The following is a 15319-nucleotide window of genomic DNA, read 5'->3' on the forward strand; positions in this document are numbered from 1 at the left end:
GCTGCCATCGCATCGCACATACGCATCCCTTCTCGCCGCATACGGCCCCTTTCCTATCCCACGGTGTAGGGAATTTCCCACCATGTAGGGAGCCGAAAACTCGAATTGGCGGAATTCCGCCGTTTTTCATCCCTACACCGTGGGCGAATCCCTACACCGTGGGCGAATCACATATCCCAGCACCTCAAGGACATCATCATGACTACCGAATCCCCCACCGCAACCGTCATCGCGACTCCAGCCAATGAGAAGCCGCAAGACTCCGCGACCACGGCCGCGCTGGAACTGGAGCACGTCTCCTACTCGTACACCAAAGGCGGCAAGCGCGTGCTCATCGACAAGAACTACGTCTTCCACGCCGGCCGCGTAATCGCGATCACCGGACCGTCCGGCGCCGGCAAGACCACGCTGCTGTCGCTGCTCTCGGGACTCACCACCCCGACCAAAGGACGTGTGCTGCATAATGGCGAGGATCTGGCGAAATCCGATCGCTATCGTTTCCGCAGCCACGACATCGGTGTGATCTTCCAGAGCTTCAATCTGCTGCCGGCCCTGACCGTGGCGGAGAACATCATGCTGTCGATGGACGCCTCCGGCAAGGCCTTCGACAAGCCGAAGAAGGAGATCGCCGCCGAACTGATCGCCAAAGTGCGACTGCAGCCCGAATATCTCAACGAACGCATCCTGCATCTGTCGGGCGGCGAGCAGCAGCGCGTGGCGATTGCGCGCGCACTGAGCTACGACCCGCAGATCATCCTGGCCGACGAGCCCACCGGCAACCTCGATCTGGCCACGCAGGACGACATCATGGCGATTTTCAAGGATCTGGCGCATCGGGAAGGCAAGTGCGTGATCATCGTGACGCACAGCCCCGAGGTCGCCGCCCAATCCGACGAAGTCTTCCAGCTCGCCCCGCTGCGCGAGCGGTGATCGACGGGCAAACGAGCTCACTGCCACGCCAATGTAATATGGACTGTTTTGCACTGGCGTGGCAAGACCCCGTGCCACAACAGCGCACAAACCCCCTGCGCTGCACTCTCGTGGCGCAATTTATGGAGTAAAAAGGGCGATCCCGACATAAGCCCGTGCCACGCCAGCGCAATAGACTCAAATATGCACTCGCATGGCACGAACGCCCACCCATGCAGCGCGATCATGCTGTAATACTACGTGGCAGTGCACATGATCAGCAGTGCGCACTCCTTATTCAACTTTCGACTCCAGCGCAGTCCAATCGACGTGCCGCGGCAAAGGAGCCAATGCTTCAATCGGTAAAGCCTTCAGTCGAAAGACAAAGTCCGCGCCACGCAAAGTCAGTGCACGGCCGACATGAAACGCGAATTCCGCTCGCGCATCATCGTCCGCAAGACTGGATGCAGTAGCAGTGAAAATCAACCATCCGCGACCCACCAGTTTGCCCCGCTTCTCCCGGTCACGGCGCCATTGCATTTTGTCGGTGCGATGTTGGTCGCCGTCATACTCCACGGCGACCTTATATTCCGGCCATGCAAGGTCAAGCGTCATTGCCGCACCGGAGGCAAACATGATATTGCGCACAACATAATTCAACTTCGGCCGCGGAATGCCATGAGCAAGCAGGGCGATTCTTTGCTCGGATTCCTTCGGCGACGAAGAACCCGGCATAATCAGAGACAATGCTCTGATGCACGAAGGGCGGCCGGCGAATCCGGTCACCGACTGCACGAATCGCACCAATTCGCAATAGACCTGTCTGGTATCACATTGGCGACGTCGGCTCATGACGTTGATTATGGAATCGCCGAGCACGATCAGCGATCGCAGAGATACATGGATTGCCATTTGGGCCCACACATGGAACATATCGAGCGCATACACCCGCGCATTGAATTTCACTATGTGCGCCTGTGGCACGAACTTCCACACATGCGGACATAATGTTGCACTATTGGCACGCAGCCGCTTCTCCTTTGTCTTGAACACGGTATGCAATCGGGAACCGTCCAAGTCGCAGTCCTCGGGAAGAGGCACTTCATGTAATATCAATGCGGTGGTCATGCCAAACAGTAGGTTGCGGTCAAGCCGCGTGGCTTCCTGTACGCATCGACGCAGCGTTTCCTGTCTGCGAGTATTGAGACTATCCCGCATTGAAGCATGCATTGAAGCAGCGGGCATCGGCTCGCACTCGCCATCGAACACCCCTGGAGGTGGCACGGGAAGAAAATCGTCATTGATATACGCATCCATTGTTCCACCGTAACCGCTGGGGGCGCGAAGGGAAAGCTCTACCAAGGTATGTGGCACTAGCTTCAGTTATCCACATCGCAAGAGAAAAAACGGTGGATAACTTGTTGTTGTGTTGTATGCCCTGCAGCGCGAGCTGCCACGCGAGCACAATATCATGCCTTGTGCGCTGTCGTGGCAGGGCCCAGTGCCACGACAGCGCACAACCCCCTTGCGCTGCACTCGCGTGGCGCAATTTATGGGGTAAAAAGAGTGATTCCGACATAAGCCCGTGCCACGCCAGCGCAATATCGCATAATCTGCACTCCGGTGGCACGAAAAAAAATGCCTTTGCACTGCGATATAGGCACAGTGCAAAGGCATACGACATGAAACGGACCGCCTGATGGGCTGGTGGGCTGCGTGGAAAGTCGTTGGCGAACTACCCCTCAGACCTGCTCCGCAGGTCAGCTCCCCTGACAAGGGGAGCCGAAGATACAGTCACAATGACCTCCCGATGCAAGACACCAGCGAGCACGCGTGCTACACGCGCCTGCGACGGATCCGGAGAGGACGTCAGTCCTCGAACACCGAACCGCCAAGCGGGGAACCCAGTGGGTTCCCCGTAGGTGAGGGGAGCGGCTATGCCGCGACGGATCCGGAGAGGACGTCAGTCCTCGAACGGATCAAAATCGCGACGGACGCGGCGGCGCGGGCGCTCGGAGCGCTCTTCGCGGTCGGCGCGGTAGTCGTCGTAGTTGTCGTCGGTGGCGTAACGCGGGTTGCGGTCGGAACCACGACCGCGGCCACGGCCGGAGGAACGACGGTCGTCGCGATCGAAGCCACGGTCGGCGGAACGACGGCGACGCGGACGATCATCATCACGATCATCGCGATCGAAATCACGGTCAGCGCCACGGCCGCCACGACGGCCGCCACGACGGGCATCATCACGATCATCGTCGCGGTCGAAATCACGGTCGGCGGAACGACGGCGACGCGGACGATCATCGTACTCGTCATCGAAATCGCGGTCATCCTGCTCAACCGGACGACGGCGACGCGGACGATCATCATCACGGACATCACGGACATCGCGATCGTCACGATCGTCACGATCGAAGTCGCGATCAGCATGCTCGTCACGGTCGAAACCGCGGTCATCGCGGCCGCCACGGGAGCCGCCGCGAGCACCACCACGACGATCATCACGGCCACCGCGGGCACCGCCACGACGATCGTCGCGATCGCCGCCGCGGCCGCCGCGAGCGCCAGCACCGGATTCCTGATCCTCGAAGCCCGGGATGGCCAGGGAGATCTTGCCGCGATCGTCCACACCCTGCACGACGACCTCGACGGTGTCGCCTTCCTTGAGCACGTCCTCGACGGAGTCGATACGCTCGCCGTTGGCGAGGTTGCGAATCTGCGAGATATGCAGCAGACCGTCGGTGCCCGGGGTGAGGTTCACGAATGCGCCGAAGCTCGTGGTCTTGACGACCTTGCCGTTGTAGGTCTCGCCGGCTTCCGGCACGTGCGGGTTGGCAATCTGGTCGATGAGCTGCTTGGCCTTCTCGGCGGCCTCGCCGCCTTCGGAGGAGATGAAGACGGTACCGTCATCCTCGATGGCGATTTCGGCGCCGGTGTCCTCCTGGATCTGGTTGATCATCTTGCCCTTCGGGCCGATGACCTCGCCGATCTTCTCGACCGGAACGGTGGTGGTGATGATGCGCGGGGCGAACTCGCTCATCTCGGCCGGGCCGTCGATGCACTCGTTGATGACCTCGAGGATGGTGGTGCGGGCTTCCTTGGCCTGCTGCAGGGCGGCGGCCAGGATGTCGGCGGGGATGCCGTCGAGCTTGGTGTCGAGCTGCAGGGCGGTGATGAACTCGGAGGTGCCGGCCACCTTGAAGTCCATGTCGCCAAAAGCGTCCTCGGCACCCAGAATGTCGGTGAGGGTCTTGTAGATGTGCTGGCCATCGACATCGCCGGACACGAGGCCCATGGCGATACCGGCGACCGGGGCCTTCAGCGGCACGCCAGCGGCAAGCAGGGACAGCGTGGATGCGCACACGGAACCCATGGAGGTGGAGCCGTTGGAACCGATGGCTTCGGAGACCTGGCGAATAGCGTAGGGGAACTCCTCACGGCTCGGCAGCACCGGCACCAGAGCCTTCTCGGCAAGGGCGCCGTGGCCGATTTCGCGGCGCTTCGGGGAGCCGACGCGGCCGGTCTCGCCGGTGGAGTACGGCGGCATCTCGTAGTTGTGCATGTAGCGCTTGGACTGCGGACCGCTCAGCGCGTCGATCTGCTGCTCCATCTTGAGCATGTTCAGGGTGGTGACGCCCAGGATCTGGGTCTCGCCGCGCTGGAACAGGGCGGAACCGTGCACACGCGGCACGATGTCCACCTCGGCGGACAGGGTGCGGATGTCGCGCAGGCCACGGCCGTCGATGCGGTAGTCCTGGGTCAGGATGCGGCGGCGCACGATCTGGCGCTGCAGCTCCTTGAATGCGTTGCCGAGTTCCTTGTCCTTCTCGGCATCGTCGAGCTCGGGGAACTCGTTGGCGAGAACCTCGCGCACGTGCTCCTTGATTTCGTGGATGCGCTCCTGGCGCGGCAGTTTCTCGGCGATGGAGAGCGCCTCGTCCAGATCCTTGTGGGCGATCTCGTCGATGCGGGTGTAAAGCTCGTCGGTGTACTCCGGGAAGAGCTCGAACTCCTTGGTCTCCTTGGCGGCCTTCTCCTTGAGCTCGTTCTGGGCGTCGCAGATGACCTTGATGAACGGCTTGGCGGCTTCGAGGCCCTGAGCGACCACGGTCTCGTCCGGCTTGGTCTGGCCCTCGTCGTAGATGAGGTGCCAGGCGTTCTTGCCGGCGCCGGCCTCGATCATGGCGATGGCGACATCGCCGTTCTCGATCACGCGACCGGCGACCACGAGCTCGAACACGGCGCGTTCACGTTCGCTCCAGCGCGGGAAGGCGACCCACTGGCCATCGATCAGGGCCAGACGCACGCCGGACACCGGGCCGGAGAACGGCAGGCCGGAGATCATGGTGGAGGCGGATGCTGCGTTCAGTGCAATGACGTCGTAGGCGTCATCCGGGTTCACGGCGAGCACGGTCTCGACGACCTGCACCTCGTTGCGCAAGGTGTGCGGGAACAGCGGACGCAGTGGACGGTCGATGATACGGCAGGCGAGGATGGCCTCGGAGCTCGGACGGCCTTCACGGCGGAAGAACGAGCCCGGGATCTTGCCGGCGGCGTACATCTTCTCTTCCACATCGACGGTCAGCGGGAAGAAGTCGTAGTTCTCCTTCGGGCTGGAACCTGCGGTGGTGGTGGACAGAATCATAGAATCGTCATCCAGGTAGGCAGCCACGGCGCCATCGGCCTGCTGGGCCAGACGACCGGTCTCGAAGCGCAATGTGCGCTTGCCAAACGACCCGTTATCGATTACGGCCTCAACGGCCTTGATTTCGGGACCCTCCATAGGGTTCCTCCTTTGTATTTATCTGATTATTCCTACATACTTCACAGCCGCATCGCATGCGCCGGTACCGCAAACATGGTGTACTGCAAACGCGTCGGATGCATGCCGCATGTCCTCTTCAGCGGACGTCACATACCTTGCTTCGGCTGGCCCCTTGGCCACCGTTCCTCGTGTCAACCCATCTCATTCGGGTTCTCTGTTCTGCCGCTTACGTTACGGCCTATCCTCTAACCCTCTTGTTGTTGTTGCCGTTGGTTGGCGATATGCAAAACGCCCGAGCACCATTTTAGGCACTCGGGCGGAAGTCTTCAATTATCGACGCAGACCCAGACGCTCGATGAGGGAACGGTAACGGTTGATGTCAACGCCCTTGAGGTAGTCAAGCAGACGACGACGGTCACCGATCATCAGCTGCATACCACGACGGGAGTGGTGATCATGCTTGTGCTGCTTCAGGTGCTCGGTCAGGTCGGAAATACGCTTGGACAGGAGGGCAACCTGAACCTCGGGGGAACCGGTGTCACCTTCGTGCGTTGCGTACTCGTTGATAATCTGGGTCTTCTCTTCAGCCGTCAGTGCCACGGCATCCTCCTTAATTGTTCCGTTGCGCGGTGTTCCGTGCGGGCTCGCTCGAAACGCTCTCTATCCGCGGGCGAAATTACGCCAAATGGAAACTATAGGTCAGGGTAAGGACGTAGCTGAGCGGACGAGGCAACGCGGCACGCGCGCATCCGCCGCTCACACCGCTCACACCGCAGTCAGCAGTCCGCCGAACAGCACGACAAGCAAAGCCAACGCTTCAATGGCGAAGTACAGGATGAAGCTGGCCCAGCTTCTGGTCAGGAAGTTCAGGGGCGACGTTTTCTTGATCAGCACCAGCAGTCCCACAAAAACCACCGCGTACACCGCGATGCCTATGGCGGCGGCCAGAATCCCCAGATTGGCTGCATTCGCGACCCCGGCCTGATCTCCGTACACCACATACGTGGAGTACCAGAAGTTCAGGTTCAGCATGCTCAGCCCGGCGATGAACTGCTCGGCGGCCAGCCCCAGCACGAATACGATCAGCCACGGCCAGGACGGCGAAACGACCACGGCCATCGCCAGTCCCACATAGGCGACGACGACCACAGCCCAGCCGATCAGCGCGATGCCGCGCGGCTCGACCCCGCCCAGCGCGGCGACCACGGCGTCCGTATTGTTCACGGCAAGCGTGCGGCCGAACCAGTACGGCGCAACGATGGCCACGAGCACAGACAGAATGACGACCATCCAACGCACCGGATGCGAACGCCGGCGCTCGATGTCCGCCAGAGAGAGTTCCGTGACGGGGATCGATGCCTCGGGATGTTTGGATACCTCAACGGTTTCGATTTTGTCGCCTACGATTTCCGTCGCCTCGTTGGGTTCCTTGGCCTGTGTTTCCATGCACCGCCTCGCCGATTGACTGCCTGATTGCCTGCTGCGCGCCCATATGTGACCGCGATGCCTATCTTAGTGCACGTCGGGAAGTCAGGCGGTTCCCCGGGTTCGGGCTGCGCCACCGTGCCCCTCGCCGTCGGATTCATCGTCGGATTGACCGTCAGATTCGTCATCGGATTGGCCATTACGATGCTGCGCATGCAGCATGGCCTCGAGCATATCGACCTTCCGCTCCAGCTCATCGACGAGACGCACCTGCTGCGCGATGAGCAGGTCGCGCAAGTCGGTATCGCGCTCCGCCTGCCCGGACGATGGCACGACGATGGCACGCCGTTCAGGGGCGATATGGAAGCCGGATTCGTCCGCAGTGTCGACCGACGACGGCGATTCTGACAGCTCCGCAGACTCCTGTATTTCGCGCGGGGATGTAGCTTTCGATACCCCCCCCCGCGGGCGTTTTCGCCAAAACGGCCAAGGCAGCGTGCATATTCCTGCTTTGCGCGGCACGCCAGCGGGCGATGCACCGTTCGATCCGCTTGTATCCGATCAGGGCCGGGTCCAGGCCGGCTTCCCGGAACAATCGCACCGGCGAGGCCCCCTCGTTGTAACGCCTTATGCAATACCGTTTGAATTCATCGGTATAGGTGATGCGCTTCGCGGTGACCTCCGCCACCGCCGGCAATGATTTAAGGTATCTGATTTCCTCCGGGCTGAACATTCCTCCGCCACTGGTCATCTCTCCCTCGATTCCGCTGAGGAATTGCGAATTGTCTTGGATTCCGCGCCCCTCGACTGAGGGGCTCCATTACGTAGGACGATATCGCTTGCAGTTCGGACACTTATACCCCCTATTGGGGGCTGTTCTGTCCCCATTGCATTGTGCGAGGCCAGGTTGAGTCGCAGTCGCGCGACGCAGCGCAGCATAACGCTGTGCTGCGCATTTTCGGAGAATCGCGCGTGAATCGCGTGCCACGGCAGTGCAATAACAGGCAAAATGCAGTCTCGTGACACGTTGCACCGCGCGCTACACTCATTTTCCGCCCAAAAACATGCCACACAGACGCCAATCAAGCCATTATGCGCTCGCGTGGCACGGTTGTATGCCACGCGAGCGCATAATCCGCGCTTTTGCATTTCCGTGGCACAATCCAGAACTATCCAGGCCCCACTCTTCACAGCCGGATTCGCTGATGCGCCTTATGCTTAGGCCCACTTCTTCGAACCGGCTGAGCAGTAATATCAACATTGACTTGGCCGCTACTCTTCAAATCGCGTAAGTCACTTTCCACCTGACTATCGTTTGAAGAACGTTCATGCTTCGGCCTGCTGCCGGTTTTATTCATCCGATTCGCAATACTTTCAATATCGCTAACACAATGAGCTACAAAGCTGCGAGCGCCATCAACAGCAGCCAAAATCCCTATGACATCGAAACCATACTGAATAATCTGCCCAGCAACATCGATAAAGACAGACCCGTCCCTAATTCCGGCCGCTATAAGGTCCGACCGCAAAGGATAACGCGCATGCATTGTTTTCTGAACTTTCGCCAGTTGTCTTTCAGCAATAAATCCAGCAAAACGTATTGCAGAAACCCGTAGAGAACGGTCCAATGTAGATGCGTTGAGTCCAGGCGCAATGATTTCAATACTGATTCGATATGCGATAACAGCTTTGGGGTCATATTTAAATAAATGTCTACGACCGTAATACACTGGCGGGATTACTCCCATCGCATTCCCTCGGTCATTCATTCTTTTTCTCTGATACATAGAATTGGGCATCTCAGACTATTCTTCTTCCATCGCAACATGTAATCGCGCGTAATTTGCATTGAAAAAGCCGGCCTGATTGCTCAGACCGGCTTCGGAATCACTCAATCAATGTCGAATGACTGTCACCACTCACGCGGTGAGTGCGCGCTTGGTGGAGCGGGACTTGGCGTACACGGTCACAGCAGAGCCAGCGAGCAGTGCGGCCACGACCACGAACAGCACAGTGCCCGCGGCACCGGTGAGAGGCAGCTGGGTGATGGACTTGACGTTCCTCACGGTCTTGTTGGTGGTGCCGACCAGTCCGAGGGTGTCCTCGTTGAGGGTGCCCTCGCCGCCGTTGTCGCCGATGGTCACGGTGAAGGTGGCGCGGAAGTTCTGCGCGTAGTCGCCAGGAGCCTTGGTTTCCTCGACGGTGTAAGTGCCGGCGGCGAGGCCGCGCACCGCGATCTTACCGAGGGTTCCAGCTCCGTTGGAGGAGGTCAGAGTCCCCAAACCGTTGGCGTCCGGGTAATAGGTGCCGTCCGTGTCCTGGGAGAACTTCAGGACATTGCCATCCTTATCCTTGATGTTGAACTCGGCGCCAGCCAGACCCTTGGCGTCATTGCCGACGCCGATCTTGGTGAACTCGAACTTGCCGAGCTTCTTGGTGACCGGCGTGCCTTCGCCGGTCTGGCCGTTATGGTTCTTGACGAAGGCCTTGTTGGTGACCTCGTCTACGGCGTCCTTGGTGACGGTGCCCTTGTAGGTGACCTGGATGGTCTTGCCCGCATAGTCCTTCACGTTCGGGAAGGCGATGGTGGTCGTCGTGCCGTCCGCGGCAGCCGCGGAACCGGTCTGGGTGAGCTTGTAGTCGGTACCGGCAGCCAACGTCTTGTCGCCGTTCCGGTCGAAGTCCTTGACGACCACGGTGAACGGGTTGGTGTCGCCAGCGGTCACGTCAAGGCCCTTGGACGCGGTATCGGTGATGGTGAACGCATAGGTTCCGTAGCCGGAAGCGGTGGACGGCACCATGGCCTTGATGGTGTAGTTCAGCACGTCGCCGACCTTCACGGTCGCGGCGGTATGATCAACAGTCTTCTCGGGGGGAGTCGGGGCGTTCTCGTTCTTCGCGTTGAATACGCCGAGCACCTCGATGTCGCCCTGACCGTCTTCCTTGTCAAGCGCGAGCTTCGTGAACGTATCGGCGCCGTTCTTGATCTGGGTGGCGACCAATGCGGACTTGCCGGACGTGGTATCATTTCCGCTCTGGTAGGTGTCGGTCACGAGGAACCAGCCCTCGCTCACCGAAATAACGCCGTTCTCAGCCACGGCACCCGTCTGGCCCGCGGGGATGTTCTTGGACAGCTCGTCCACGAACTTGCGGGCGGTGGCGGCATCGAACGTGGCCACATAGGCGGCCGCGTTCGTGCCGGAGTAGTCATTGTTTGCGGGCGTACCGTACTCCGCAGGAACAACCGCATCGCCGTTGGCCACATCGGCGGCCTTGTACACGGCCTCCCGCCACGCGGCCTCCGTGTTCACCTCGACCGACGTCGCAGTGCCGCCGGCGCCCTGCGCGTTGTCGAACGTGGCGAACCTGTACGCCGTGTACGTGTGACCGTCCTGCGCATTGTTCACCGTGATGGCCGCATCATCGGCCGGCGCCGCGCTGGCGGTGGTGGCGCCGAACGCCAGGCCACCCAGCAGGGTGGCCAGAGCGGCCGCGCCTGCGAACAGTTTCCTCATCTCCATGAGAGAACCCTTCTTTCCTGTTTGTTTGTTGATATGTTTTCTGCAATCGCGGAGGCTCCGGTCCCGCAACACGGGGTCTTCGCAATCCGCAAATCTTCTGTTGTCCGCCAGCCGGGCATGAATAATGCCGGCTTACCTCCCGATCGGCGTCCGGCAGATTCGCCATCGCCCGGCCAACCCGCCCTTACCCGGAACTAGATCAATCGCCGCTTGCGCCAGATGGTGTGACCGGCCGCGGCGAGTAGCATCGCGAAGCCCAAGCCACCGGCACCGGCAATCAGCCACTGCCGCCCAGTAGTGCCGCCGGTGAGCGGCAACTGGGAAACTGCCAGCCGAGTGTTGGTGATCTTGCCGTTGTCGCCGGCGTTCACCGTGAATTCCAGCTCAGCAGCGTCGCCGGTCGATGCGGCCGGAGGCAGGACGGAGACCTCATAGGTCTTGTCGGACTTGGCATAGCCGCCTGGCGCCTTGGTCTCCTGCAGCGTGTATTCACCCCACTTGAGGTTGGCAACCTTCACAGTGCCGGGATTGCTGGCAGCGTCATCGTTGGCCCCTTCGTCCACGACGTTCTTGCTCGCGAACCCCGCGGCTGCGGCGTCCTTGGCAGTGAGCGTCCATTCGGAGTCTGGCAGGGTCTTGGACTGGTCGTATTGATCGACCTTCTGCCACTGGACGGCGCCCGGCTTGGCGGTGTTGGTCACGGTGCAGGTAACGTTCGCACCCTGGAGGAGATTCATGGTCTGCGAGCCATCCTGGCGTTTGGTGACGTTGACCGCTGCTCCCCGATCGTCCGTGCACGACCAGTCGCCGGCGGAATATCCGCCGAAGTACTGGTATGTGGATTGCAGGTTGGCCGTTTCGCTCAGCGTGTAGGTTCCGGGGGCGAGCTTCGTTGTGGCGACGGATTGCCTCGTCACTGCGCCTTCGGCAGTGGTCTGGCCAGCAGGCACCTGCGATTGGATGCCATAGGCCCCGTTGTTCTTCGTAGCGGACAGCGCCCAATCGGACGGCTTGGCACCATAGTCGCCGGCGTTCGTATTGTCCACGGCCTTGGTGAGGGTCAGGCTCGGCACATTGACCTGAACGACCGGCCGGTCATAATCGGAGCTCTTCTGCTCGCTGACCACAGGATCCTGACCTTCGACCTGCGTGACCGTCTTGTAATACACCTTGGCGGAAGTCGACCCGTCCGCCACATCCGCATTCGCATAGAATCCGGGCTTGCCGGAGCTCGTGGCATTGCCCTCGGCATCCGTACCCTGATCGCCGACGCTTGGGTATGCGCCGGAATGGTCGATGAAATACTCGTACGCCGCATCGGACGGCTTGAGCATGATCGACACCGTATAGGTGACGTCCGGGCTGAGCACCGTACCCTTGGGGAAGTTCAGCTCCAGCTGTTTGGTCTGCGGATCGTAATCAGCGGTCATGGCCTTGGCGGCGGCATCCGTCTGCGTCACATCACTGCCGTCGGCCTTATGGGCGGAGGTTCCTACCAACGAACCGGTACCGCCGTTCGCATCGGTGTTCACCGCGTATCCGGACAAGGTGTCCTTGATGAGCACGTCCTGATAGGACGAATTAGTGGTGATCTGCTGCACGATCGCGTCGAACGCATTGGTCAGGCCAGTGGCATCGGTGCCATCGAAGAACGTACCGTGCGGATCAATCGTTTCGGCGAACTTCGTCATCTTGTCGTTCGCCTCGTCACCGGTGCTCACTGCATAGAGCGTGGCACTGTTGCGCTTGTTCGCAGCCTGCACCGCGGCATCGAAGTTGTAATTGTTGTAGTCGAGATTTGATTGGCCAGTGCCGTAGACGCCCTCGGTGTCGCGGTAGTCGCAGTCGCCGTAAGTATACGAATCCGACGGGTCCTTCAAGGTGCCGCAATCCGTATTCATCTCGCTGTTGCGGAATGATGGGGCACCATCGGAGACGAATACGATGTACTTCTGCGCGCCGGCACGGTTGGTGTTGAGTGTATTCGCATCCGCAAGGGCGGCTTCCCAGTTGGTGCCGCCACCGTTCTCATAGCTTACGTCCATGCCGTCGTACGAGTTGATGACCGCCTGGGCCGAAGTACTCCACTGACCGCTGCCGAGGTTTTCGATTCTGGATGTGGTGTCAAAATCAACCACGGACATCTGCACTTGCTGATCCTCTGGCAGGGCCGCGTTCTGGTCGGTAAGCAGCTTCTCGGCAAGATCGGAAGCCGCCTTTTTGGCGATATCCCAACGCGACGGGCTCGCATACTCGGCACAGGTCCATGTGCCATTGCTGTATTCCGGTCTCGTGCAGGATGACATGCTGGCGGAAGTGTCCATCACCAGCACCACGTCGGCGGGCTGACGCTTCTCTTCGGTACTGGCGCGGGAGGCTCCCGTCACGTCGAGACTCAGCCAGTAGGTGCCGTCATTGTTGTATTTGATGTATTTACGATGGGTCGGGGCACCCAGATCGGCATCCCCTGCAGCGGCAGGCATGGCCTCAGCCTTGAGATTAGTCGCCTCGGCAAGGGCTTCCTTCCGTTGCGCCTGAAGGGATTCGACCCGAGCGTCCTGGGGATTCGCCTGTGAAGCTCCATTGTCATACAGGTCTGAACGATTGTCGGCCATGGCGGTTGCGCTCACACCGGCGACACCGACGAGCATCGCCACAGCGGCAACGACGGCCGCCAACCGCTTGCCGCTTGTACCAATCATGCCCGCAACCGTTGCGAGCCATTGTCCGATTCTCTTCATATGCCTTGCCTGTCTCTCACGACCGCGCACGCCGGAAGCCCAGCTATGCGCCTACAAGTCGTCAAGGTATTCAGAGAAGAAAGCGGATGCGTACACCCCTATAGGGGGATTGCGTACCCCGGAATAACAGGAATCGTTGGAATACAAGGAATTCGATTGCCTCGACTCCACCCCGTAAAACATCATGGTCGCGTTCGCGGCCGCCGCCTACCGCTGTTTCACGTCTTCCGTATCCAATTGCACTGTAATTGTATTATTTATATCCTCATCGGCTTTTGCTTGACTTATTTCTTTCCCTTTCTTATAGTTTCTATAATTTATGATGGAATCAGGAAAGACTGCTTGAGCAATGGATATGAAATATAGGAGCCTGGCGCGGTCGTTCCACGCCGACAAGTCGAACGATGCCTTCAACAACCATGCAAAGCTCGCCAGGCAACGGCTCGAGGCGGACTCCACATTCAGAACCGGAATCATCACCCCTCTGGGCGAACTGTTCACCTGCACGCCACGCGAGACATCCATGCTCACGGAGAGGATACTCCTCGCCGAACGGCGGGTGTCCCGGCTCTGGAACCAGATTCCCGGCATCATGCACTGGGACTACATACGGCACTCCATCAGCGAGGAGCTGTTCGCCACCAACGAGATGGAAGGCGTGCGCAGCACCCGCAAGGAAATCCTAGACGCCGTGGATGCTGCCGACAGGGCGAGGAAGGACGGAGACGGCTCCAAGGCCCGGTTCAGCGAATTCGCCAAGCTGTACCTGAACCTCACCGACAAGGACACCGCGCTGCCGTCGGGAATCGCGGACATCCGCGACATCTACGACAAGGTCGTGCTGGACGAAATCGATGAGAACGACAAGCCGGACGGCGAATTGTTCCGAAAAGGCGACGTGGAGATACAGGGACCGCACGGCCTTGCAATCCACAACGGAGTCAAAGGCGAAGGCAACATCGGCGCACTCCTCACCAACATGATCCATCTTGCGACCTCCGACGAAATCCCCCGACTACCGGCTGTCATCATGTCGCACTTCCTGTTCGAATACGTCCACCCGTTCTACGACGGTAACGGCAGAACCGGCCGGTACCTCCTAGCCCTGTACCTGAACCACGACCTGACCATGCCCACCGTGCTGTCACTGTCCCGAACCATCGCGGAGAACAAGAACGCCTACTACAAGGCATTCACCGAGGCGGAGGACAGACTGAACTGCGGCGAGCTCACGTTCTTCGTGAACACCATCCTCGGGTTCATCCGACGATCCCAAGACGAGCTGATCGACGAACTCGAGGTCAGAGTCGACCAGCTCAACAAAGGCGGAAGAATGTGCGAGCAGCTTGAACGAAAACATGGCCTGTCCGCAAAAGCGGCATCGATACTGTACGGCGTAATCCAAGAGGAGATGTTCGACTCATCCAAATCCATGACGCTGGACGATGCCGCATATCATATCGGCCTATCCAAGCAAAGCGCGAGAAAGTATGTGGGTGAGCTCATGAGTGCGGGCCTCGTCACCCAGTCCGGGAAACGTCCTTTGAAAATCCGGGCATCGGAATCGTTGAGGGGCATCCTTGAGACCGGAATAGACGATTGAAGAATCGGAAACTCGCCTACCCGTCCGGAGCCTCGGTGGATACACGGCACTCCGCCCGGGCATGCCCGGCCTCGTCATCGAGGGCCACGACCTGTCCGAGGCCCTCGATGCGCTCGATGCACTCGACATGGCCGCGAACGGGAGCATCGAAGAAGGAACGAAAAAGACCGGAAACCCTTGGAATCGTTGGGTTTCCGGCCTTTCAGCTTGGAGCGGATGACGGGAATCGAACCCGCGTAATCAGTTTGGAAGACTGAGGCTCTACCATTGAGCTACATCCGCGTGTAGGGCGTCGCTTTTGGCGACTTGAGACATTATACACAAATCCCAGAAAGCGGCAAGTCGCGCATACTCA

The 15319-nt window shown here is 59.8% G+C and carries 11 protein-coding genes and 1 tRNA gene; 2 read left to right on the forward strand and 10 right to left on the reverse strand.

Annotation, left to right across the window (positions count from 1 at the left end; genetic code table 11):
• Positions 1-198 precede the first annotated feature (198 nt).
• A complete protein-coding gene (locus BW09_RS08760; RefSeq protein WP_140463350.1) occupies positions 199-930 on the forward strand; it encodes an ABC transporter ATP-binding protein in 732 nt (243 codons plus the stop codon).
• 273 nt (positions 931-1203) lie between these two features.
• Here the strand turns inward: BW09_RS08760 and BW09_RS08765 are convergent, their stop codons facing one another.
• From BW09_RS08765 to BW09_RS08810, 9 genes are all read right to left on the reverse strand, one after another.
• Positions 1204-2226 (reverse strand): hypothetical protein, encoded by a 1023-nt coding sequence (locus tag BW09_RS08765; RefSeq protein ID WP_223847896.1) that lies wholly within the window; start codon positions 2224-2226, stop codon positions 1204-1206.
• Between the two features lie 646 nt (positions 2227-2872).
• Positions 2873-5692, reverse strand: a complete 2820-nt coding sequence (locus BW09_RS08770; protein WP_044089618.1) for a polyribonucleotide nucleotidyltransferase — start codon at positions 5690-5692, stop codon at positions 2873-2875.
• Between the two features lie 312 nt (positions 5693-6004).
• Positions 6005-6274, reverse strand: a complete 270-nt coding sequence (gene rpsO / locus BW09_RS08780) for a 30S ribosomal protein S15 (RefSeq protein WP_044089619.1) — start codon at positions 6272-6274, stop codon at positions 6005-6007.
• A gap of 165 nt (positions 6275-6439) precedes the next feature.
• A complete protein-coding gene (locus BW09_RS08785) occupies positions 6440-7120 on the reverse strand; it encodes a hypothetical protein (RefSeq protein ID WP_140463352.1) in 681 nt (226 codons plus the stop codon).
• 84 nt (positions 7121-7204) lie between these two features.
• Positions 7205-7432: a hypothetical protein gene (locus BW09_RS10990; protein ID WP_258185039.1), complete on the reverse strand. Its 228-nt coding sequence runs from the start codon at positions 7430-7432 to the stop codon at positions 7205-7207.
• Positions 7433-7448: 16 nt separating this feature from the next.
• Positions 7449-7850, reverse strand: coding sequence for a hypothetical protein (locus BW09_RS11195; protein WP_258185040.1), 402 nt, complete (start codon positions 7848-7850; stop codon positions 7449-7451).
• Positions 7851-8286: 436 nt separating this feature from the next.
• On the reverse strand, positions 8287-8898 hold the full coding sequence (locus BW09_RS08800; RefSeq protein WP_140463355.1) for a hypothetical protein: 612 nt from the start codon (positions 8896-8898) through the stop codon (positions 8287-8289).
• 120 nt (positions 8899-9018) lie between these two features.
• Complete coding sequence (locus BW09_RS08805) at positions 9019-10620, reverse strand: SpaH/EbpB family LPXTG-anchored major pilin (protein WP_140463357.1); 1602 nt, start codon at positions 10618-10620, stop codon at positions 9019-9021.
• A gap of 194 nt (positions 10621-10814) precedes the next feature.
• Positions 10815-13322 carry a SpaA isopeptide-forming pilin-related protein gene (locus tag BW09_RS08810; RefSeq protein WP_181161808.1) on the reverse strand — a complete coding sequence of 836 codons (2508 nt, stop codon included), beginning with the start codon at positions 13320-13322 and terminating at the stop codon, positions 10815-10817.
• A gap of 388 nt (positions 13323-13710) precedes the next feature.
• On the opposite strand from BW09_RS08810, the gene BW09_RS08815 reads away from it, so the two are divergent.
• The gene (locus BW09_RS08815) at positions 13711-14964 is read left to right on the forward strand and encodes a Fic family protein (RefSeq protein WP_044090466.1); all 1254 of its coding nucleotides are present in this window, start codon (positions 13711-13713) and stop codon (positions 14962-14964) included.
• Positions 14965-15172: 208 nt separating this feature from the next.
• Here the strand turns inward: BW09_RS08815 and BW09_RS08820 are convergent.
• Positions 15173-15246 (reverse strand) — tRNA-Gly (locus BW09_RS08820).
• Positions 15247-15319 lie beyond the last annotated feature (73 nt).

The sequence above is a fragment of the Bifidobacterium sp. UTCIF-1 genome (assembly GCF_006408915.1).
Taxonomy (GTDB): Bacteria; Actinomycetota; Actinomycetes; order Actinomycetales; family Bifidobacteriaceae; genus Bifidobacterium; species Bifidobacterium reuteri.